Here is a 20310-nt window from a genome sequence, read left to right on the forward strand (position 1 = left end):
AACCGGTCGCTCTGAATGACGCGGCCGGCACCGGCCGCCCCCCCCCACTGTCGACACACGCGCGTTCGGGCGCCCATCCCCGCCCTGAACGCGTCGCACGCGGCCGCCACCCGGCCGCGCACGTGCGTCCCGCCGCGCCCCACCCTGCGTGCGCGGCTCATGCGACGGAAACCGCCACGCGGGCATCCGCCGCATCCCCTTGTTCGATGCATCGACGTACAACAACACTGGAGACACCTCAATGAAAAGCAGAATCGTGATCGGTTGCGCAGCGCTGGCAGGCGCGCTGGCCAGTAGCAGCGGCTTCGCGCAGAGCAGCGTGACGCAGTACGGCAACCTCGACGCCGCGCTGCTGTACACCAGCAAGACACGCGACGCGGCCACCGGCGCGAACGCCGGCCATCAGTTCGCGATGACCGATACCGGCATGACGCCGACGACGTTCGGGATGACCGGCACCGAGGATCTCGGCGGCGGCCTCAAGGCGAAATTCCAGCTCGAGAGCGGCTTCGCCGTCACCAACGGCGCGTTCGCGCATTCGAACGGCAACTTCTTCGGCCGCCAGGCGTGGGTCGGGCTCGACGGCGGGTTCGGCACGGTCAAGGCCGGCGTGCAGTATTCGCCGTTCCTGCTCGCGATCTTCGATTCGGATCCGCGCAGCTTCTCGCACTTCGGCAGCGGGCTGATCAACTACGTCGACAACGTGCTGGTGACGGGCCTGTTCAACCCGAACGCCGTGTCGTACACGAGCCCGACGATCGCCGGCCTCACCGGCAGCGCGATGTTCGCGTTCGGCGGCAAGGCCGGCGACTTCCAGGCCGGCCGCCAGTATTCGGCGAGCCTCAAGTACGAGCACGACGGCTTCATGATCGACGCCGCGTTCTACGACGGCAACGACGGCACCAACCCGACGCCGACGCCGAGCACCGTCGCGTTCGTCGGGCGCACGATCGGCGCCGCCTACCGCTTCGGCCCGGTCACCGCGAAGGCGTCGTTCACGAGCTACAAGGTCGGCGGCTCGTTCAGCAACAACGTGTACGGCGGTGGCCTCGACTACCAGGCGACGCCGGCCGTCGACCTGAACGGCGGCGTCTGGTTCACCAGCGATCGCAACGACACGGCCAATCACTCGCTGCTCGCGGCGATCGGCACGACCTACAGCCTGTCGAAGGCGACCGCGCTGTACGCGCAGGTCGCGATGGTCAACAACCACGGTGCGATGAACACCGGGCTGGGGATCACCAACGCGCTTTACGCGGTCACCGGCACGACCGTCGGCGCGAACCTCGGGATCCGCCATATGTTCTGATGCACGGGCGGTGGAGACTGCATCGAACCACCGCCCCGATGCATTCGCACTCCGAATTATTATTCGCCGACGCCGGCCTGCAGCGGTGCATCCGGTTTCGGCGCGGCTTCCGTTGCGGGCGGATGCGCGTGCAACGCTCCGGCCGTCCGCCACGTCCGTCACGTCCGTCTTGCCCGTCACGCCGTCACGCCCACACGCCCACACGCCCACACGATCCGCACCGTGCCGCATCCGTCCACGCCGTGATCGCGGCATAGATCGCCGCCGTCGCAACCCGTACAGCCTTGCCGCCGCACATGCGCCGCCGCGCGGCATGGCGAGTTGCCCGCCTGCGCCATCCGTGTCGTTTTCGACCGGTTTCCGGGCGCATGACCGATAGTCCGTGTTCCCCGTTTCTCTACACTGCTTCACACCAACCCACTTGCCTGGTGTCGCGTGTCGCACGCCGCATCACCGACATCATGGCGATCCCGAGACAACCGCCTTCGTCCCCGACGGTCCCGCGCCCGCCTCGCCGCGCACCCGCTCGGCCGGCCGCGAAGGCGCCTTCCAGGAGCGTTCATTGAGTTCATCGCAAGCGCACCCCGCGAAAGCCCGGTCTTCGCGCAAGGCCCTCAAGCTGGATGACATCACGATCGTCGACCCTGCCGTCCTCAAGCGCGCGGTCGGGGCCATGGCGTTCGGCAACGCGATGGAATGGTTCGACTTCGGCGTCTACAGCTATATCGCCGTCACGCTCGGCAAGGTGTTCTTCCCGTCCAGCAGCCCGTCCGCGCAGCTGCTCGCGACCTTCGGCACGTTCGCGGCCGCGTTCCTCGTGCGCCCGCTCGGCGGCATGGTGTTCGGCCCGCTCGGCGACCGCATCGGCCGCCAGCGCGTGCTCGCCGCCACCATGATCATGATGGCCGTCGGCACCTTCGCGATCGGCCTGATCCCCAGCTACGCGTCGATCGGCATCATGGCGCCGATCCTGCTGCTCGTCGCGCGCCTCGTGCAGGGCTTCTCGACCGGCGGTGAATACGGCGGCGCCGCCACCTTCATCGCCGAGTTCGCGACCGACAGGCGCCGCGGTTTCATGGGCAGCTTCCTCGAGTTCGGCACGCTGATCGGCTACACGCTCGGCGCGGCCACCGTCGCGATCCTGACGGCGACGCTGTCGCAGGAAGCGCTGCTGTCGTGGGGCTGGCGCGTGCCGTTCTTCATCGCCGGCCCGCTCGGCCTCGTCGGCCTGTACATCCGGCTCAAGCTCGAGGAAACGCCCGCGTTCAAGAAGGAAGCCGAAGCGCGCGAAGCGGACGAACGATCGCGCCCGAAGCAGTCGTTCGGCACGCTGCTCGTCGAACAGTGGAAGCCGCTGCTGCAGTGCGTCGGCCTCGTGCTGATCTTCAACGTGACCGACTACATGGCGCTGTCGTACCTGCCGAACTACCTGTCGGCGACGCTGCACTTCAACGAGACGCACGGCCTGTTCATGGTGCTGCTCGTGATGGTGCTGATGATGCCGATGACGCTCTACGCAGGCCATCTGTCGGACCGGCTCGGCCGCAAGCCGGTGATGATGTTCGGCTGCGTCGGCCTGCTCGTGCTGTCGGTGCCCGCGCTGCTCTTGATCCGCACCGGCGGGATGCTGCCGGTGTTCGGCGGGATGCTGATTTACGGCACGCTGCTGTCGACCTTTACCGGCGTGATGCCGTCCGCGCTGCCCGCGCTGTTCCCGACGCGGATCCGCTACGGCGCGCTCGCAATCGGCTTCAACGTGTCGGTATCGCTGTTCGGCGGCACGACGCCGCTCGTCACCGCGTGGCTCGTCGATCGCACCGGCGACCTGATGATGCCGGCCTACTACCTGATGGGCGCGTCGTTCATCGGCATCGTGTCGGTGCTCGCGCTGCGCGAGTCCGCACGCCGGCCGCTGCCCGGCTCCGCACCGTGCGTCGCGAGCCGTGCGGAGGCGCAGGACCTGATTCGCCGCGGTGCCGACGCGGGCCGCGTGCGCGACCGCCGGTTCACGCCGGTCGGCGAACGCGCATGACGCGGTAATGTCGCTATGCCGCAGTCACGTCGCAACGCAAGTCGTTGCGTCGTCACGCGATGCCGCGCGGCGCTCGCCGCCGGCATCGCGTGCGGCGTTCAGCCCGCCGCGAGCTGCTGCTCGTCGAACCAGTCGAGCAGCATCCGCGTGACGAACGCGGGGTTCTCCAGGTTCGAGATATGGCCGGCGTCCGGCACCAGCGCATGGCGGCAGCCGATCACGCTCGCCATCTTCACCGTCTCCGACGGCGGGCGCGCCATGTCGCCCGCGCCGCACATCAGCAGCGTGCGTTCGGCATCCAGCCCGGCGAGTGCGGCGAGCGTATCCGGCCGCCCGAAGATCAGCCGGCCGAGCGGGACGATCGATTCCCGCAGCCGGTCGGCCGGCAGGTTCGCGAGCGCCGCGCGAAAGGCGCGCGGCACCGGGTCGGCCAGGTTCACGTCCGGCCGGAAGAACAGCGGCACGATCGCATCGAGCAGCGGCGGCGCGATGCAGCCGGCGGCGGCGATCGCATCGAGCATCCCGAAGTAGCGCAGCCGCGTCGCGTCGGGTTCGGCCTCGAGCGACGCGTCCATCAGCACGAGCGAGCGCACGCGCTGCGGTTCGCGCAACGCGAGCCGCGCGCCCCACATCCCGCCGACGCTCAGCCCCACGACCGCGCACTGCTCGATCTCCAGCGCATCGAGCAACGCGCTCGCGTGCGCGGCGAGATCGTCGAGCGTCTGCGTGCCGGCAGGCAGCGGGCCCGACGCGCCATGTCCCCACAGGTCCGGCACGATCACGCGATACCGGCTCGACAATGCGTCGATCTGCGGCGCCCACATCGCGGCATCCCACAGATAGCTGTGCCCGAACAGCACCGGAAATCCGGTGCCGTGATCCTGGTAATGCAGGGTGCTGCCATGAACGATGTGTGCGGGCATGTCGTCTCCGGATGTCAATGCGGTGGGCGGTGAGCGGCGGCCCGGCAACGGGCGTCGCGATCCGCGGCGTTCTGCGACGAACGCGAAGCGGCGAATCATCGCACAGGTTGCCGCCGTTGCGGGTGACTGCCGCGCGTGCCGCGACGCAGCGCATCGCGCACTTCCGCCGCGCGGCCGGCACGACGCCGATCGCGCGACGCGGCCGGCGCCGGTGCGGCCGCCGCGATGGCGCGCCACGCCGCGCGTGAAGCAACCGCCGACATGACTGCGGCGCCGGACGACCTCGGATCGTCCGGCGCCGCGACGGGTGAAACGCGCGCTCAGAACACCGCGTGCCCGCTGATGAGGCTCGGCAGCCAGGTGGAGAAGAACGGCATGTACGTGACGATGTTGATCGCACTGAAGATCGCGAGGTAATACGGCCACGCCATCTTCGTCGTCTCGCCGATCGACACGTTGCCGATCGCGCAGCCGACGAACTGCACCGAGCCGATCGGCGGGTGCACGAGGCCGAGCGAGCAGTTCAGCAGCAGCATGATCCCGAACTGCACCGGCCCGACGCCGCATGCCATCGCGATCGGCAGGAACAGCGGCGTCGTGATCAGGATGTGCGCGGCCATGTCGACGAACGTGCCGAGGAACACCTGGATGATGTTGATGTACAGCAGCATCAGCCACGGCGCGGCGGTCGACTGCTTGAGCAGCCCTTCGATCGCATCCGGAATCTCCAGGTACGACATCTGGAAGCGCAGCATGTTGGACACGGCGATCAGCAGCAGCACGACGCCCGTCGTGCGCGCCGCATGCGACAGCGCGCGCCGCAGCTTCCCGGCCGTCAGCGTCCGGTAGACGAGCGCGGTCAGCACGAGCGAGTACACGACGGCGATCGCGGCGGCTTCGGTCGCGGTCGCAATCCCCTTCGCGACACACACGAGAATGATCGCGATCACCATCAGGCCCGGCACCGCGCCGACGAAGCTGCGCAGCACCGCATACCAGCCCGGGAACGACGGCAGCGCCGACGAACCGTCCTCGCGGCGCGGATAGCCGTGGCGCACGGCCTGCCAGTATGCGGCCGCGAGCACGAAGCCCATCACCCACAGCACCGGCAGGAGGCCGGAGAACAGCAGGTCGCCGATCGACACGCCGCTCACCGGCTGGCCGTGCAGCACCCCCGTGATCCCCTGCGCGGCGAACGCGTAGATGATCATGTTGGTCGATGTCGGCATCAGCGCGCCGGCGAGCGACGCGTGGGTCGTCACGTTGACCGCGTACGCCGCGCTGTAGCCTTCGCGCTTCATCAGCGGAATCACCACGCCGCCCATCGCGGAGGTATCGGCCGTCGGCGAGCCCGACACGCCGCCGAACAGCGTGCACGCGACGACGTTGGCCATCCCGAGGCCGCCGCGGAAATGGCCGACGGTGGCCTGCGCGAAGCGCAGGATCCGGTCCGCGATGCCGCCGTGCAGCATCAGCTCGCCGGAGAAGATGAAGAACGGCACCGCGAGGAACGAGAACGCGTTCATCCCCGAGATCATCGCCTGCATCGCGGTCGCGATCGGCAGCCCTTCGACCAGGTAGGTCAGCACGCAGGAAATGCCGAGCGCGAACGAGACCGGTACGCCGAGCACGAGGAAAACCAGAAAACTGACGGACAGGATCGCGAGTTCCATGGCGTTATTGTCCCGACGAAGAACGACGAAGCGCGAGCAGGTGCTCGAGCGAGAAGAGGATGATGGCGATCGCCGCGGGAATCGTGATCAGGTAGCGCACGCCTTCGGGCAACCCGATGATCGGAATGCGGTCGCCCATCGTCTCCGCGGCCATGCTGCCGCAGCCGACCATGATCGCGATCGCGAACGCGATCAGGCTCAGGTGCTGGATCGCGATCACCACGGTACGCGGGCCCGGCGACAGGCGCCGCACGAGCGAGTCGAGACCGATGTGGCCGCCGTCGCGCACCTTCATCGCCGCGCCGAACATCGCGATCACGATCACCAGCAGCAGCGCGATCGGCTCGACGAAGTCGGGCGCGTTCTCGAACGCATAGCGCATCACGACCGCGTAGAACACCAGCACCGTGAGCGCCGCGAGACACAGCGACGCGACCACGGCCAGCGCGCGGAACAGCAGGTCGTTCACGCAGCGCAGGCGCGGCGCCGCCGCATGCGGCCGGCACGGCGCCGCACCGTCCGCGGCCGCCGCGTCCGATGCGCCCACGGCCGCCGCGCCGTTCAGGGAAGTGCGACGGGTCACTTGGTGGCCTCGATCTCGTCGACGATCTGCTTCATCTGCGGCGTCTTCTCGTACTTCGCCCACAGCGGCTGCATCGCCTTCACGAATGCCGCGCGGTCGATCTGCGCGGCCGGCAGGATCTTCGCGCCGCCCTTCGTCACCGTCTGCTGCGCCGATGCCTCGCGCGCGGTCCACAGCTTCTGGTAGTACGGCACCGAATCGGCTGCTGCCTTCCTGATCGCGGCCTGTTCCTGCGGCGACAGCGTGTCCCAGATCTTCTTCGAGAACACCAGCACTTCCGGCGTCATCGCGTGCTGCGTCTCCGAGTAGTCGGGCGCCACCTCGAAGTGCTTGGTTTCCTCGTACGACGGCAGGTTGTTTTCCGCCGCATCGACGAGGCCCGTCTTCAGGCCCGTGTAGACCTCGGCGAACGGCATCGGCGTCGGCGTGCCGCCCATCGCCTTGATCTCGTCGACCATCAGGTCCGATGGTTGCACGCGCACCTTCAGCCCCTTCATGTCGGCCGGCGTGCGTACCGGGCGCTTCGCGTAGATCGAGCGCGCGCCGCTCTCGTAGAACGTCAGCGCGATCATCCCCTTCGCCGCGAACGCGTCGAGGATCTTCTGGCCGGCCGGGCCGTACATCGCCTTGCGGAAATGGTCGACGTCGCGGAACAGGAACGGGAACGACGGGATCAGCGACTCCGGCACGATCTCGTTGAACGACGCGCCGTTCACGCGCGCCATGTCGATCGCGCCGATCCGCACCTGGTCGACCGTGTCCTTCTCGGAGCCGAGCGCGCTGTTGCCGAACACCTTGATCGAGTCCTTGCCGCCCGTCAGCTTCGACAGCTCGTCGCCCATGTACTTGACCGCCATGTTGGTCGGGAAGCTGTCGCCGTGCACGTCCGCCGAGCGGAACACGCGGGCCTGCGCGGACACCGCGAAGCCGGCCATCAGCGCGACGGCCAGGGCGGTACGGGAGCGGGTGAATCGGTGCTTCATCGTCAGTCTCCTTGATGGTTGTTCGTCGTCTGGCGGCGATCCGGGCGGCTTGCGCATCAGTCGGGGCACGGCCTTCGCTGAATCGCGGTCATACGTTGTATGACGTGTGGAAGCGAATGTACGTCGGTTAATCGTTTAACTCACTTGGTGCATACCCTATAGGCGCTTCTGTAGCGGGTTTTCGGCGAGGCAAAGGGAAAAGCCTTCTCTGTTCAGCGCGTCGCCGGCGAAACGTTTTCCGGAGATGAGGCTGCGTTTGACCCGGCGCGGTGACGTGTCGTTTTCCGGAGCCGGATACTCTCTTTCGTTTCTATTTCTACAGTCATAGGATGACTGACTGCCGTCGGCGACGGCTGGCTCGAGGCGGGCGCCGTCGTTGTAATGACGACGTGACGATGCCGTTGCCCCCGCGGTCATGCGGGGCGTCGCGTCATCGTTGCCGGCGTGCCTGCTCACGCGTGCTGGCGGCACCGCGCGTCGACCACGGCGCATGCCGTCGCGGCAGGCACGCGCGATGCGCGCTTGCCGCGACATCGAAAACACGCAAGGAGGTGTGCGATGCAGACGACCAGAACGCCGGCGGGACAGCGTCAGGACACGCCGTTGAATCCGGGCGACGAAGGGCCGCCCGATGCGCCGGGCGTCGGCGAGGATCTATGCGGCGTGTGTCGCGGCACCGGGATGGTCGAAGGACAGCCATGCGCGGTGTGCGGCGGGACGGGCAAGGTATTGCAAGGGATCGGCGGCGGCTAGACGATCAAACGGAAGCGATGCGTGCAGGCCGCCTTCGGCGCCGTGGGGCGCCCGGACGAGCCACGGATCGCATGCGACCGCGCTGCAACGCCGCGATTGACCGGAATCGGGTATCCGCGCGGCGCGCGGCGCGCGAACGACCTCAACGCCCGAGCCGCCGGTCCCGCAGAAACGCATTCAACTCGCCGCCCGCATGCTCGATGTGACGCTTGAGCAGCGACGCCGCCGCGCGCGCATCGCCCTTGCGGCACAGCGCGACGAGCTCCGCGTGCTCGGATTCGGCCACGTCACGCGCGGCCTCGGACAGCGACAACTGCACGCGCGTGTAGCGGTCGGTCTGCTGCAGCAGCGACGCGACGATCGCCGCCGTCTTCGGCTGGTCGGCGCGCGACAGCAGCAGATGATGCAGTTCGGTGTTCAGTTCGCCCCAGCGGCCGGACTGGCTCGCGTGCAGCACCGCGCTGTATTCGTCGAGGATCGCATCGAGCCGCGCGAAATCCTCGGCGGTCAGCTTCGGAATCGACTTTTTCAGCAGCACGGGCTCCAGCAGCGCGCGCAATTCGAACAGTTCGGTGATGTCCTCCGGCGACAGCTCCGACACGATCGCGCCCTTGTGCGGCAGGATCTTCACGAGCCCTTCGCTCTCGAGCTGCACGAGCGCTTCGCGCAGCGGGATCCGGCTGATGCCGAGCTCGGTCGCCAGCGCATCCTGGCGAAGCTGGTAGCCGTCGACGTATTCCCCCGTCAGGATGCGGCGGCGCAGTTCATTCGCTGCGGCTTCGGCGCGCGTGGCGTAGACAAGAGCGGGGCGTTTCTCGTTCATGTTGCGGTTCGGACTGGGGATGGCGGTCAGGCAAGCGCCGACGCGGCGCTGGATATTGCATACTTTCTACGATATTAGCAGAGCGGCCTTGCGGGCGAGCGGCGGCGACCCCGCCACAGGCGACGTCGGCATCGACGCCTGGCGTTCCCGCAATACGGCCACCCGACGCTCACCGGCGCGCTTTCTCGAAGTCGGCACGGCAATGAACCAGGCTGCGGCCGCGCGCTGATCGAGCATGCGCCCTAGCATAAGCGCTCGACGATCATGACGTCCGTGTCGTCCCGCGCCCGCAACATGAGCCACGTTTCATCGCGAACGGCAACACCGTCGCGTTGCGCCAGCCTGATCGGCCCTACGTCCAGCCGGCCATGGTCGACAACCAGATAAGCGGAACCGGGCATCGGCAACGCGTGCCGCAACGCCGTGCCTTCACGCAGCGTCGCGATACGCACGCGTGCATCGGCATGAATGGGCAACGCGCCGGCGCGGACATCCTCCGGATCGCCGCTCGCCAGCGTCACGAATCGGCCCTCGCGACATCCGGACGAACAGACACGCGTCGCACAGCGCGGTGTACCGCCAGGTGTGCGCGGACGCAGCCGGATCTGGAACTGCCGCGCGGGCATATTCTCGTCGTTGCGCTCGGCGTGATGGATCGCCGTGCCGGCACTCGTCACGTGGACGGAATCGGCGACCAGACGCACGCGATTGCCCGCGTCGTCTTCATGCGTGATGGCGCCCGACCGCACCCACGTGACGATCTCGACGTCGCGGTGGGCATGCGGGCCAAGGCCCGAGTGCGGCGCGAACTCGACGTCGCTCAACATGTAGAGCGGACCGAGCGGCGCATCGTCGGCGCGCCCGGATTCGCCGATGCGGAAATGCTGGCGAATGTCGACACGGCCGCGCCGGATTGCGCCAAGCACAAGAAAAGGCCGATGTTCAATCATGACGGAGCCCGGTTCGAGTACGCCGGGCGCGGATCGCGATCGTCGCAGACGGCGTCTTCCGCACCCGCGCGCCGTGGCTGCGCTCAGATCTGCTGCTGGCCGCCATCGACGAACAATTCGATGCCGTTCACGAAGCTCGCGTCGTCCGAGGCCAGGAACAGCGCCGCGCTCGCGATCTCGCCAGGCTCGCCGAGGCGCCCCATCGGGATCTGGGCAGCCAGATAATCGGCGAGGCCCTGGCGCTGCGCGGCATCGTCACCGGCGAGATCGAGCAGGCCAGGCGTGCGGGTCGCGCCCGGGCTGATCGTGTTCACGCGGATGCCGCGTTCCTTGAGATCGAGAATCCAGCTGCGTGCAAAGGCCCGTACCGCTGCCTTCGAAGCCGAATACACGCTGAACGCCGCGGTGCCCGCGCTGCCCGCCGTCGAGCCGGTGAGAATCACCGAGGCACGCTCGGCAAGCAGCGGCAGCGCCTTTTGTACCGTGAACAGCACGCCCTTCACGTTGCGCTCGAAAGTGTCGTCGTAGTGTGCTTCGGTGATGCTGCCAAGCGGCAGCATCGAGCCGCCGCCGGCGTTCACGAACAGCACGTCGAGGCGCCCCTGTTCTTCCTTGACTTGCGCATACAGCGCGTCGAGCTCATCGAGCTTGGTGGAATCCGAACGTACGCCGGTCGCCTTGCCGCCGGCTTCGCGAATGCCCTTCACGGCGGCATCGAGTTCGGCCTGTCGGCGGCCCGTGAGATAGACGTGCGCACCTTCGGCCGCGAAGCGCTGGGCGGTGGCGAGACCGATGCCGCTGGTTGCGCCGGTGACGAGTGCGATCTTGTTGTCGAGTTTGCGTGCCATGGTATTGCTCCTTTCGTTGGATCGGTGTGGGTTGCGTTGCATCGCGTACTGCGATGTGAGGAGAATATCGACGGCCTCATCTTTTCGAAATAGAATTGATTGCAAACAAACGTTGCACAAATGAAAAGATGAGGAAAGATGGCTCAACTACCCGATTTCGAGGGGCTCGCGATGTTCGCGAAGGTGGCCGAGCACGGTTCGTTTGCCGCCGCGGCGCGCGCGACCGGCGTGTCGGTCGCGACCGTCTCGCGCGGCGTGGCCCGCCTGGAGGACCGGCTGGGCGCGCGGCTGTTCAATCGCACGTCGCGTCAGCTCTCGCTCACCGAGTTCGGCCGCACGATCAGCGAGCAAGCCGGCGAGATCTATCGCCAGGCCGAGGAGGCGGAAAGCTCGGCACGCGAAATGTCGGTGCGGCCACGCGGGCTGGTGCGTCTGGCCGTGCCGATGTCGTACGGGCTGCGCTGGGTCGCGCCGCTGCTGCCGGGCTTCTTTCGCGCGTATCCGGAAGTGTCGATCGACCTGCATCTGTCGGATGCGTCGGTCGATCTGGTCGCCGACGGGTTCGACGCCGCGCTGCGGATCGCCGCGCTTCCGGATTCGTCGCTGGTCGCGCGGCGGCTGTGCGCGGTGACGCAATTCGTGGTGGCGTCGCCGGAATATCTGACGCGTGAAGGACGGCCCACCCATCCGCGCGAGCTCGCGGATCGTCCTTGTCTCTCGTACGCGTACCGCGCGCGTAGCGCCGTATGGCGCTTCACGAACGACGCAGGCGAAGAAGAGCCGGTGATGCCGGCGGGCCCGCTACGCGTGACGAACGCCGATGCGCTGTTGCCCACGCTGCTCGCCGGACTGGCGATTGCCGAACTGCCCGAGTTCATCGCGGGCGATTATCTGGCCGACGGCCGTCTCGAAGCGATCCTGACCGACTGGTCGCTGACGAAGGGCGGCATTTACTTCGTCACGCCCTCGGCGCGCGCGCGGCCCGCGAAAGTCGCGGCGCTGTCGGATTATCTTGCCGAGCACCTTTCCGAGCCGACCTGGCGATGGCCGAAATGATGTGTCGGCGCGGTTGATCGGCCGGCGTTTCGTCATTGCATTCATGCAATGACGGTGTGGCGCGAAGCACCGGATACGATGGCCGCGGCACACGCATTCTCGGCGGCGCAACCCGCTTGAAGCGATGCCGACGAATGGCCGCTCGAGCTATCGAAGCGGCCCGCCGATGTTGCATCCCGACCGGCGCTTCTGGCCGGTAGACGTCACCGTCATATAGAATGACGCGCTTTGCCCGCACGCCTATGTGGTTCAAGAATCTTCAGCTTCACCGTCTTCCGGCACCGTGGGCCGTTACCCCCGATCAGATGGAAGCATGGCTCGCGCCCCACGCGTTTCAGCCGGGCACCAGCGTCGAGATGCAGCGCTCAGGATGGGCGTCGCCGCGTGACGACGGCGCGCTCGTGTATTCGATCAACCGGCAGATGCTGCTGACGTTTCGCGCCGAAAAGAAGCTGCTCCCGGCGTCGGTCGTCAATCAGGTGACCAAGGCCCGGGCGCTCGAGGTCGAGGAGCAGCAGGGTTTCAAGGTCGGGCGAAAACAGCTGCGCGAACTCAAGGAGCAGGTGACCGACGAACTGCTGCCGCGCGCGTTCACCATTCGCCGCGATACCCGCGTGTGGATCGATACGGTGAACGGCTGGCTCGTCATCGATGCGGCCGCACAGGCACTTGCCGACGACGTTCGCGGCCTGCTCGTCAAATCCATCGATCAATTGCCGCTCGCCGGCGTCCAGGTGGCGCTGTCGCCGGTCGCCGCGATGACGGACTGGCTGCTGTCCGGCGAGGCGCCGGGCGGATTCACCGTGGACCAGGACGCCGAGTTGCGCTCGAGCGGCGAAGGTGGCGCCACGGTGCGATACGTCGGCCACGCGCTGGAAGCGAACGACATGCGCCGGCACATCGAGGCCGGCAAACAATGCATGCGCCTCGCGATGACCTGGAATGACCGCATCTCCTTCGTGCTGACGCCGTCGCTGACGATCAAGCGTGTCACGCCGCTCGACGTGATCAAGGAGGCGTCGGATCCCACCGCGCAGAACGACGACGAACGCTTCGACTCGGATGTCACGTTGATGACGGGTGAATTGGCGCGGATGTTGACCGATCTCGTCGATATCCTGGGTGGCGAGCGGCAGGACTCGATTCAAATCGCGGCAGCAGCCTGAACCTCGTCGGCTGTCGAGGATCGTCGCCGCGCTACGGCGCGACGGCGCGGCTTCGCGCTGACGCGACCTGTCGGGGAGGACCGTCGCCGCTCTGGCGGCGGGCGGGGTGCGGCTGCGCGCCGGCGAAGCGCAGGCTCACCGTGGAGCCTCTTGCCGTTCGGCCCGGCGGGTTCGGAAAGTCAGCGGACGAGCTATCCGAACACCCGGGCCCATACCGCCCGAAGGCGTCGCGCGCGGTCTTCGAACAGATATGAGGCTGCCAGCGTCAAGAGACCTGAAATCGCACCCGTCACGATATGCTCGACATACGGGATACGGTAGTGACTCGTGTGCGAGTAGGCGTCGCCCAACGTCGTCAGGACGCCGACGATCACCGCATTGCCGTATCGATGCGCGTAGAGTTTCGCCGCGGGCGTGAAAGTCAGCAGTACAGCCAGGAGTCCGGTAAACAGACCGGTATGAAATGCAATCGACCAGTGGGCGAGGCTCATGATGTTGCCCCAGCTCCCCGGCATGCAGGTCATGCACGCACTGGTCGGCTGCCAGAAGCGCTGGATGAACAGTCTGACGCGCTGCTTCCACTCGGTTGACATGACGCACTCCCCTCAATGCCGTCGTCACGGCCGACGCCACCATACGTATCGTTGAAGCAGCTTCCAAATCCTTTGACGAGCCTGCCGCCCTCGTCGCGGACGGGTTGGCTATGCGCCGTGGAGGCCGAGCCATAACCTGGACATTGGGAATACTACTCCACGATTCCACGGCCGCCGTTTCGACCGGCACCGCGCCGGGCCTTCTCACGAAACTGGCAATCGCTGCGGATCGCGTATTGCAAATACGCGCATCTTCAATGGACGGAAATCACCGAGCCATCGTGCAACCGCGCGGTCATCGACATGCATGCGCGCGCGGGTGGTTGATCTGGCTATATATCAGGACTTCTTATTGAAAGTCTTGAGCGCCCTGCAATCCATTCGTGGCCTGCGCTTGCTGAAACCTGTCGCCGGGCGTATGGTTTATTTCTCTATCGCCCTTTTCCGGGAGATACCAAAATGCCTGCCATGCAATCCGCGGCCACGCCCCTCTCCGACGAGGAAGCCCGGCGCCAGTTGCGCCGCGCCGTCATCGCCAGCACGATTGGCACCACGATCGAATGGTATGACTTTTTCCTCTACAGCACGGTCACCGGCCTGGTCTTCGCAAAGCTGTATTTCCCCCAATCCCATCCACTCGTCGGCACGCTTCAGGCGTTCCTGATCTATGCCGTCGGCTTTGTCGCGCGGCCGGTCGGCGCGGCGATCTTCGGCCACTACGGCGATCGCATCGGCCGCAAGGCCACGCTGATCGTGACCCTGTTGCTGATGGGGCTCGCGACGTTCGCCGTGGCCTTCGTTCCGACCTACGCAGCGATCGGCATCTGGGGCGCGGTTCTCCTCACGGTGCTGCGCTTCATCCAGGGCGTCGGCGTCGGCGGCGAATGGGGCGGCTCGGTCCTGATGTCGATGGAGTGGGCGCGCACCAATGCGCATCGCGGCTTCGTCGCATCGTGGCCGCAGTTCGGGGTGCCGGCAGGATTGTTCCTCGCCAACCTCGCCGTGCTGGCCATGAGCTGGTTGTCCGGCAGCAGTTTCCTCACGTGGGGCTGGCGCGTGCCGTTTGTCCTCAGCATCCTGCTGGTCGCGATCGGGCTTTATATCCGCCTGAACATTCTCGAGACGCCGATCTTCGCGAAACTGCTGGCCGAGCGCCGGATCGAGAAGGCGCCGATGCTCGAAGTGCTGCGCAAGCAGCCGAGGGATATCGTGCTGTCGGCGTTTGCGCGAATGGCCGAACAGGCGCCGTTCTATATCTTCACGGCGTTCGTGTTCACGTACGGGATCACGGCGCTGGGCGTCACGCGAGAGCTGCTGCTGACGGCGGTGCTGGTGGCGTCCGTGGTCGAATTCGTCACCATTCCGCTGTTCGGCCACGTGTCGGATCTGATCGGGCGGCGGCGGATGTACATGATCGGTGCGGTTTCCGTCGGTGTATTCGGATTCCTCTACTTCGCGATGGTCGACAGCCGGAATCCGGCGTGGATCTTCGCGGCCATCGTGCTGTCGCTGGTCCCGCATTCGATGATGTACGGACCGCAGGCGGCATTGATCGCCGAGTCGTTTACCGGGCGGTTGCGGTATAGCGGTGCGTCGATGGGTTATCAGCTCGCTTCGGTCATTGCGGGCGGCCCGGCACCGCTGATCGCGACCGCGCTGTTTGCCTACTACCATTCTGGGTATGCGATCGCGGTGTACGTGCTGATATGTGCGGTGTTGAGCCTGGTCGCCGCATCGAAGCTCGGCGACTACACGAACAAGGATATTTCGCGGGAATACGACGACGCGCGAAGTCTGGAGGATCATGGGCACGCGCCGCCGCTGACCTAACGGGTTGGCCGGTTCGCTCGATGCATGGGAAGACGAGCCGGCTGCCGGCCCGCTTTCCGCGCGCGGTCCCGATTCAGGCCAACGTGCGCGCCGGGAACGACACGACAACTGCTTGACCGCGGTCGATCACGCCCACGCCCGCTCAGCCGCGCCTCACTCACTGCTTGTGATCCGCGCGAGCGGCGCCCAGCGCTTCGAGCAACGGTCGGAGCGCATCGAGTTCCGCGCCGAAACCGGCCCAATCCCCAGCCCTCAACCGCTCGATCGCACGATCGTAATGCGCCAGCGCGTCGCGGGCGCGCGTATCCGCCGCGCCGCCGGCCGGCGCCGCCACCGGCCCCGGCCTCGTCTCCTTGAAGAGCGCCGCGAGCGCCTCGCTCAGGTTTTCCTCCATCACGACGCGATCGCCATAGGCCGCGATCACCCGTTTCAACTCGGGCAACTGGCCGGACGACGCGCGCAGATAGAGCGGCGACACGTAGAGAATCGAGTGCTCGATCGGAACGACCACGAGATGTCCGCGGATCACGCGCGACCCCATCTGGTTCCACAGCGAGATCTGCTGCGAGATTTCCGTGCTCTGCTGGATGCGCGCCTCGATCTGGTACGGCCCGTAGATCAGCTTTTCCTTGGGGAACGCGTAGACGATCAGCTTGCCGTACCCGGGCGGATCGCAACGCGCGGCCAGCCACGCGATCATGTTCTCGCGCTGGCTCGGCACCATCGGCAGCATGAGCACGAAGCCGGCCTGCGCATCGCCGGGCAGCCGCATGATCGTGTAGTACGGCGCCATCTGCCGGTTCGCGGCGTCGCCCCCGTCGATGTCGCCGAGCGCACGAGGAAACTGCCAGAGGTCCTCGCGGTTATAGAACACTTCCGGTGCATCCATGTGATAAGCGCGGTAGAGGTTCGCCTGGATCAGGAACAGATCCTCGGGGTAGCGGATGTGCCGTTGAAGATCCTGCGGCATCGCGTCGAGCGGCTTGAACATGCCGGGGAAGATGCGCGCGTAAGTCCGCACTAGCGGATCGGAAGGATCGCTGACGTAGAAGTCGGCCGTGCCGTTGTACGCGTCGACCACCACCTTGACCGCGTTGCGAATGTAGTTGGCGCCATCGCCGGTGCCGGGCGGCGCATACGGAAACCACTGGCTGGTCGTATAGGCGTCCTGCATCCAGAACAGGCGTCCGTTGCTTGCCACGACATAGGGGTCGTGGTCGAGCGCGAGAAACGGTGCAATCGTGCGGATCCGGTCCCGGATGTTGCGGTGAAAGAGGATCCTGCTCTCGTTCGTGATGTAGTGCGTCAGCAGGATGTTGGGATCGCCGAACTGCCATGCGAACAGGCTGCGCCGCACCGCGCCGCCGATCGCGACACCATCGCGCCCGCTGTACGACGTGTAGACGTTGCTGTCCCCCTTCGGGTAGTCGAATTCGGGCACGCTGCCCTTCACGATCACATAGCCCTGCCCGCCTTCGCCGAAGTAGATGCGCGGTTCGTCGATCGCCGGTCCGCCATCGGCGACGGGCGGAATGTCGCGCAGATAGAGCGACGGCAAGCCTTCCATCGATTTCTCCGTGACCGGCGACATCACGATGCCGTTGCCGTGGGTGAACAGCAGATGCAGGTTCACCCAGGTTCGGGCGTTCTCCGGCAGCATCGACTGCTCCAGTTCGCGCGCCGACAGCATGACCTGCCGGTAGCCGGAGTCGAGACGGTAGCGATCGATATCCACGGAAAAGAACTTGTAGTAAGTCCTGATCTCCTGCAACTGCGCATAGGTATCCATCAGCGGCTGCACATCCCACAGGCGGATATTGTCGACGGTCGCGCGATTGGCCTGCAGCGACGCGATGTTCAGGCCCTGCTCGGCCGCGAACGGCTTGACCTCGATCCGCGCGAGACCGTAAGCCTGCCTCGTCAACGCGATGTTGTGCTGGATATAGGGCGTCTCGAGCTGCAGCTCGCTCGGCTTGACGTAGAAGCGCTGGAACAGCGCGGGATAGACGATGCCGAGCGCGAACGAAGTGCCGAACACGAGCAGCATCGCGGCGGCCGGCAACCGATAGCCGGGCCGGCGCAGGTTGACCAGCATCGCAACGGCCGACGCAACGGCGAGGCCGACGAGCAGCCACAGCACCGGCAGCATCACGTGGATATCCGTATAACCGGCGCCGACCACGACCCCGTTGTTGTCGTAGAGCAGCAGAAAGCGTTCGAGCCACCAGGACCAGGCTTTCAGCAGGAAGAACAGTGCCAGTAGCGCCGACCCGTGAACCGCGGCGGCCGACGAAAGCCCCTTCGGCGGGCGGAGCATGATGTCGCCGCGCAGCCAGTAGACGCCGCCCGCGACGATCGCGCAGCAGACGACCAGTTGCAGCAGCAGGTTCTTCAGCACGATCCAGACGGGCAGCGCGAACAGATAGAAACCGATGTCCTTGCCGAAGATCGGATCGCGCCCGCCGAACGGCACCCGATGCAGGAAGCGAAGCGCGACATCCCAGCTCGACATCGCACCGGCGGCGATCGCAAGCCCGAGAATGACGGCACCCGCGGCAATGACCGCGCGCCAGGGAATGCGCGACGCGACCTCCCCCGCCAGCGCGCGCAGGACATCCTCCGCATGCGTCGACGAAGCGTCCGCTACCTGCCAGACATCGACGGGCCTGGCATGACGATGCGCGAGCCACCCCGACGCGCCGATCGCAGCCGCCGACACGGCGAACACCGCGACGAACAGCAGCACCCTCGCGGACAGGATCGTCCAGAAGACGCCGGCATAGCCGATCGACGAGAACCAGAGCCAGTCGACCAGGAGACCAGTGACGCGCCCGACGACGATCAGGCAGGCGATGACGATCGCAGCCGCGATCCCGTAGCGTCTCAGGCGTGGGACGGACGTTGCTTGCGAGCGCATCGAGGCTCCTTTGCCGGGCCGTCATGGGTGGCCGGCCGCGGCCGGACCGGGCGTGCCGCCGATCAGGCAGTGAGCATCGCGGCCGGCCGCATGTCTGAATGCTACGCCCGTTGCCGACGCGTCGCCATCCGACGGCATGCGTGACAGCACCGGAAACGAGCACTGCGACAGATTCGATCCCTCCTCGACAAGCACCCGTCGATGGCCGCTGCCGAGCGCAATCGGTGACGACCGTAGTGCACCGAACGCCGGCCGTCTTCCCCGCGCTCCCCGGCAATCCTCGATCAACCACGAAAAAAGCCACCCTCGCGGGTGGCTTCCGTGCGTGCAATCAGCTTCGATCACCCGCCTCACACGTGCGCGCGCCGACTCGCCTCCGCATCGACCTCGCGCAGCGACTTGCCGCGCGTTTCCTTCGCAAGCCCGACGCACACGATCGAGATCAGCGCGGCCGCGACGAGATACAACGCGATCGGCGTCGACGAGTGATAGCGCTCGAGCAGCGACAGCCCGATCAGCGGCGCAAGCGAGCCGGCCATCAGCGGCGCGACCTGGTAGCACAGCGACAGCGCGGTATAGCGCACGTTGGTCGGGAACATCTCGGTCATCAGCGCCGAATACGGCGAGTACGTCATCGATTCGATGAACAGGCCGAGCACGATCGCGGCCATGATGATCCAGTCGTTGCCCGTATCCATCATCGGGAACGCGACGAAGCCCCAGCCGGCGGTCAGCACGGCGCCCGTCAGATACACGGGCTTGCGCCCGACGAGATCCGACATCAGCCCCATCAGCGGGATGAAGAAGAAGTGAATCGCGTTGGCGGCGAACATCAGCTTCAGGATCCGCGTGGTGTCGAAGCCGACGACCAGCTTAAGGTAAGTCAGCGAGAACGTGACGACCATGTAATACAGGATGTTCTCGGCGAACCGCGCGCCGATGCCGATCAGCACCTGCCGCCAGTGATACTTGAGCACGTGGCCCACGCCGAGCTGCTTTTCCTGCTTCTGCGCGCGGCGCACCTGCGCTTCCTTGAAGATCGGCGCATCGTCGACCTTGCGGCGAATCCAGAAACCGATCAGCACGACCACCGCCGAGAACCAGAACGCCGCGCGCCAGCCCCACGCCAGGAAGTCGGCCTCGGACAGCGAGCTCGACAGCACCAGCAGGATGATGGTCGCGACGAGGTTGCCGGCCGGCACGCCGGCCTGCGGCCAGCTGGCCCAGAAGCCGCGGCGGTTGTCCGGGCTGTGTTCGCTGACCAGCAGGATCGCGCCGCCCCACTCGCCGCCGAACGCGAAGCCCTGGATCAGGCGCAGCGACACCAGCAGCACCGGCGCCCAGTAGCCGATCGCATCGAAGGTCGGCAGGCACCCCATCAGGAAGGTCGTGACGCCGACCACGATCAGGCTCACCTGCAGCAGATACTTGCGGCCGAACTTGTCGCCGTAGTAACCGAACACCAGCCCGCCGATTGGGCGCGCGGCGAATCCCACCGCATACAGCGCGAACGCGGCGAGCAGGCCGTCGATCGGGTTGCCGGTCTTCTTGAAGAAGTGCGTGCCGAACACCAGCGCCGACGCCGTTCCATACAGGAAGAACTCGTACCACTCCGCCACCGAGCCGACCATCGACGCCGCGACGACCCGCTTCAATTCCCGCTTCGACGCCGTGTCCGGCACGGCTGCTGCACTACCAGGCGAGACTGCCTCGCCGACCTGACTTGTCATCTCCGTATCTCCTCTCGTTGTCTTCCATTTCCCTTGGCGGGCCGGGTTCGCGCGTAAGCACGTCGAAAGATTTTATACAATATCCAATACACAATCCACGCAATCTCAAAAAGGTTTCGGCAGAAATGCGACATGCGGGGC

16 protein-coding genes are annotated in these 20310 nt (G+C 66.3%); 6 read left to right on the forward strand and 10 right to left on the reverse strand.

All coding sequences use genetic code 11. The features are described from left to right. Nucleotides 1-241 precede the first annotated feature (241 nt). The gene (locus U5A56_RS34525; RefSeq protein WP_321927022.1) at nt 242-1309 is read left to right on the forward strand and encodes a porin; all 1068 of its coding nucleotides are present in this window, start codon (nt 242-244) and stop codon (nt 1307-1309) included. 562 nt (nt 1310-1871) lie between these two features. Continuing rightward, a complete protein-coding gene (gene proP, locus U5A56_RS34530; RefSeq protein ID WP_321927024.1) occupies nt 1872-3341 on the forward strand; it encodes a glycine betaine/L-proline transporter ProP in 1470 nt (489 codons plus the stop codon). A 98-nt stretch (nt 3342-3439) separates the two neighbouring features. Here the strand turns inward: proP and U5A56_RS34535 are convergent, their stop codons facing one another. The 4 genes from U5A56_RS34535 to U5A56_RS34550 form a co-directional block, all read right to left on the reverse strand. Then, nucleotides 3440-4264 (reverse strand): alpha/beta fold hydrolase, encoded by an 825-nt coding sequence (locus tag U5A56_RS34535; protein WP_321803821.1) that lies wholly within the window; start codon nt 4262-4264, stop codon nt 3440-3442. Between the two features lie 320 nt (nt 4265-4584). After that, nucleotides 4585-5937: a TRAP transporter large permease gene (locus tag U5A56_RS34540; RefSeq protein WP_321803819.1), complete on the reverse strand. Its 1353-nt coding sequence runs from the start codon at nt 5935-5937 to the stop codon at nt 4585-4587. Nucleotides 5938-5941: 4 nt separating this feature from the next. Continuing rightward, nucleotides 5942-6520 carry a TRAP transporter small permease gene (locus U5A56_RS34545; protein WP_321927026.1) on the reverse strand — a complete coding sequence of 193 codons (579 nt, stop codon included), beginning with the start codon at nt 6518-6520 and terminating at the stop codon, nt 5942-5944. Then, entirely contained in the window at nt 6517-7503 is a 987-nt protein-coding gene (locus U5A56_RS34550) for a TRAP transporter substrate-binding protein (RefSeq protein ID WP_321803815.1), read from the reverse strand. Before U5A56_RS34550 ends, U5A56_RS34545 begins: the two co-directional genes overlap by 4 nt. Nucleotides 7504-8061: 558 nt before the next feature. Here U5A56_RS34550 and U5A56_RS34555 point away from each other — a divergent pair. Next, nucleotides 8062-8256 carry a hypothetical protein gene (locus U5A56_RS34555; RefSeq protein ID WP_124489389.1) on the forward strand — a complete coding sequence of 65 codons (195 nt, stop codon included), beginning with the start codon at nt 8062-8064 and terminating at the stop codon, nt 8254-8256. 142 nt (nt 8257-8398) lie between these two features. Here the strand turns inward: U5A56_RS34555 and U5A56_RS34560 are convergent, their stop codons facing one another. The 3 genes from U5A56_RS34560 to U5A56_RS34570 all read right to left on the reverse strand — a co-directional run bounded on the left by U5A56_RS34560 (nt 8399) and on the right by U5A56_RS34570 (nt 10877). Next, a complete protein-coding gene (locus U5A56_RS34560) occupies nt 8399-9079 on the reverse strand; it encodes a GntR family transcriptional regulator (RefSeq protein ID WP_044847167.1) in 681 nt (226 codons plus the stop codon). Between the two features lie 242 nt (nt 9080-9321). Next, nucleotides 9322-10029, reverse strand: coding sequence for a pirin family protein (locus U5A56_RS34565; protein WP_321803812.1), 708 nt, complete (start codon nt 10027-10029; stop codon nt 9322-9324). An 83-nt stretch (nt 10030-10112) separates the two neighbouring features. Next, nucleotides 10113-10877, reverse strand: coding sequence for an SDR family NAD(P)-dependent oxidoreductase (locus U5A56_RS34570; protein WP_321927065.1), 765 nt, complete (start codon nt 10875-10877; stop codon nt 10113-10115). A gap of 138 nt (nt 10878-11015) precedes the next feature. On the opposite strand from U5A56_RS34570, the gene U5A56_RS34575 reads away from it, so the two are divergent. Together U5A56_RS34575 and U5A56_RS34580 are read left to right on the forward strand one after the other, a co-directional pair. Beyond that, nucleotides 11016-11933 (forward strand): LysR family transcriptional regulator, encoded by a 918-nt coding sequence (locus tag U5A56_RS34575; RefSeq protein ID WP_321927028.1) that lies wholly within the window; start codon nt 11016-11018, stop codon nt 11931-11933. Nucleotides 11934-12175: 242 nt separating this feature from the next. Next, nucleotides 12176-13099, forward strand: a complete 924-nt coding sequence (locus U5A56_RS34580) for a recombination-associated protein RdgC (protein ID WP_321927067.1) — start codon at nt 12176-12178, stop codon at nt 13097-13099. Nucleotides 13100-13290: 191 nt separating this feature from the next. On the opposite strand, the gene U5A56_RS34585 is transcribed toward U5A56_RS34580, so the two are convergent. Further along, nucleotides 13291-13692 carry a hypothetical protein gene (locus U5A56_RS34585; RefSeq protein WP_124489393.1) on the reverse strand — a complete coding sequence of 134 codons (402 nt, stop codon included), beginning with the start codon at nt 13690-13692 and terminating at the stop codon, nt 13291-13293. A 459-nt stretch (nt 13693-14151) separates the two neighbouring features. Here U5A56_RS34585 and U5A56_RS34590 point away from each other — a divergent pair, with 459 nt between their 5' ends. After that, a complete protein-coding gene (locus tag U5A56_RS34590; RefSeq protein ID WP_321927029.1) occupies nt 14152-15522 on the forward strand; it encodes an MFS transporter in 1371 nt (456 codons plus the stop codon). A 157-nt stretch (nt 15523-15679) separates the two neighbouring features. Here the strand turns inward: U5A56_RS34590 and U5A56_RS34595 are convergent, their stop codons facing one another. Next, entirely contained in the window at nt 15680-18439 is a 2760-nt protein-coding gene (locus U5A56_RS34595; RefSeq protein WP_321927030.1) for a UPF0182 family protein, read from the reverse strand. Between the two features lie 350 nt (nt 18440-18789). After that, nucleotides 18790-20169 (reverse strand): fosfomycin efflux MFS transporter AbaF, encoded by a 1380-nt coding sequence (gene abaF, locus U5A56_RS34600; protein ID WP_321927032.1) that lies wholly within the window; start codon nt 20167-20169, stop codon nt 18790-18792. Nucleotides 20170-20310: the final 141 nt, after the last annotated feature.

It is taken from the genome of Burkholderia sp. BCC1998 (genome assembly GCF_905339875.1).
Taxonomy (GTDB): Bacteria; Pseudomonadota; Gammaproteobacteria; order Burkholderiales; family Burkholderiaceae; genus Burkholderia.

Bases quoted from the DNA above. Each gene is read 5' to 3' on its own strand.
- U5A56_RS34595 (WP_321927030.1), bottom strand. From the start codon at position 18,439: ATGCGCTCGCAAGCAACGTCCGTCCCACGCCTGAGACGCTACGGGATC.
- U5A56_RS34535 (WP_321803821.1), bottom strand. From the start codon at position 4,264: ATGCCCGCACACATCGTTCATGGCAGCACCCTGCATTACCAGGATCAC.
- U5A56_RS34575 (WP_321927028.1), top strand. From the start codon at position 11,016: ATGGCTCAACTACCCGATTTCGAGGGGCTCGCGATGTTCGCGAAGGTG.
- U5A56_RS34590 (WP_321927029.1), top strand. From the start codon at position 14,152: ATGCCTGCCATGCAATCCGCGGCCACGCCCCTCTCCGACGAGGAAGCC.
- U5A56_RS34550 (WP_321803815.1), bottom strand. From the start codon at position 7,503: ATGAAGCACCGATTCACCCGCTCCCGTACCGCCCTGGCCGTCGCGCTG.
- U5A56_RS34565 (WP_321803812.1), bottom strand. From the start codon at position 10,029: ATGATTGAACATCGGCCTTTTCTTGTGCTTGGCGCAATCCGGCGCGGC.
- U5A56_RS34555 (WP_124489389.1), top strand. From the start codon at position 8,062: ATGCAGACGACCAGAACGCCGGCGGGACAGCGTCAGGACACGCCGTTG.
- U5A56_RS34525 (WP_321927022.1), top strand. From the start codon at position 242: ATGAAAAGCAGAATCGTGATCGGTTGCGCAGCGCTGGCAGGCGCGCTG.
- U5A56_RS34540 (WP_321803819.1), bottom strand. From the start codon at position 5,937: ATGGAACTCGCGATCCTGTCCGTCAGTTTTCTGGTTTTCCTCGTGCTC.
- U5A56_RS34570 (WP_321927065.1), bottom strand. From the start codon at position 10,877: ATGGCACGCAAACTCGACAACAAGATCGCACTCGTCACCGGCGCAACC.
- U5A56_RS34585 (WP_124489393.1), bottom strand. From the start codon at position 13,692: ATGTCAACCGAGTGGAAGCAGCGCGTCAGACTGTTCATCCAGCGCTTC.
- U5A56_RS34580 (WP_321927067.1), top strand. From the start codon at position 12,176: ATGTGGTTCAAGAATCTTCAGCTTCACCGTCTTCCGGCACCGTGGGCC.
- abaF (WP_321927032.1), bottom strand. From the start codon at position 20,169: ATGACAAGTCAGGTCGGCGAGGCAGTCTCGCCTGGTAGTGCAGCAGCC.
- U5A56_RS34560 (WP_044847167.1), bottom strand. From the start codon at position 9,079: ATGAACGAGAAACGCCCCGCTCTTGTCTACGCCACGCGCGCCGAAGCC.